This window comes from Bacillota bacterium, from assembly GCA_033549065.1.
Lineage (GTDB): Bacteria > Bacillota > Dethiobacteria > DTU022 > DTU022 > JAWSUE01.
The window spans coordinates 1-843 of sequence record JAWSUE010000038.1 but is presented as its reverse complement, the minus strand read 5'-3'; the positions used below and the strand labels follow the sequence as shown (position 1 = coordinate 843).

At 41.2% G+C, this 843-nt stretch carries 2 protein-coding genes; both read left to right on the top strand.

What is annotated here, in order from left to right:
* Positions 1-226 precede the first annotated feature (226 nt).
* A complete protein-coding gene (locus SCJ97_11605; protein ID MDW7740673.1) occupies positions 227-409 on the top strand; it encodes an SEC-C metal-binding domain-containing protein in 183 nt (60 codons plus the stop codon).
* Positions 410-499: 90 nt separating this feature from the next.
* Positions 500-843 (top strand): nucleotidyltransferase domain-containing protein (locus SCJ97_11600; GenBank protein MDW7740672.1); only part of this gene is annotated, 344 nt, incomplete at its 3' end.

The window sequence follows — 843 nt, the reverse complement described above, 5'->3', positions numbered from 1 at the left end:
GGAAAAATTAGCTAACTACTGAAATTGTGACTGCAGACGTGTTTTTATTAATGTGGTTTCCGATGATTCGCCTGAGGATATTCTTGCTACTATCAATTATGGCTGGGAATCCCCGAAATTCTATAAAAAGTGGATGGGGGCGGCGGCGGATTCGGATATGATAAAGATGATGACACGTCCAATTTTAGAAATAAGCTGCCGGCAGACAGAATATGCAAATCATTTTTTGGAATTGTTTGAGGAAGTAATAAAGGATAAGGACTATGTGGACAGGCTTGCCAGGCATTATTTTCTTTTTAAGGGGTCTGTAAACGAAGCAAAGGGGGGAATGGGTGGAAAAAAGATTGGAAGGAATGAACCCTGCCCCTGCGGAAGCGGTAAAAAATATAAAAAATGCTGCGGGGTTTAATAAAAATTATAACTGCTGGAAAAAGACAGAACGATCTGGCATGCACCCTGACCCTGCAGTGCTATGTACCTCCGGGTTAGATAAATTCTTATGAATTCTATTAAAATAGATACGGCAAAACGGTATACTGACCTGTTGAAAACAGTATTGAAGGATTCTATCAGTTCTGTATTTGTATTTGGTTCTGTTGCAAGGGGTGAAGATACGGACAAGAGTGATATTGACCTTATGGTAATTGTTGATGGGCTTCCCTCCCCCGACCAGATGGAAAAACTGGGAACAACCGGGCGGTTTGATGAATTGAAAGGGCATGCAGAATTCCATGATATTTCCTGTGTAATAGTGACCGGGGAAAGGTACAGGACACATCTTGAAATGAGAATGCCAAGAGAGGGAATTAATCCTTTAAAAGAAGCGATGGTCCTGTATGATAC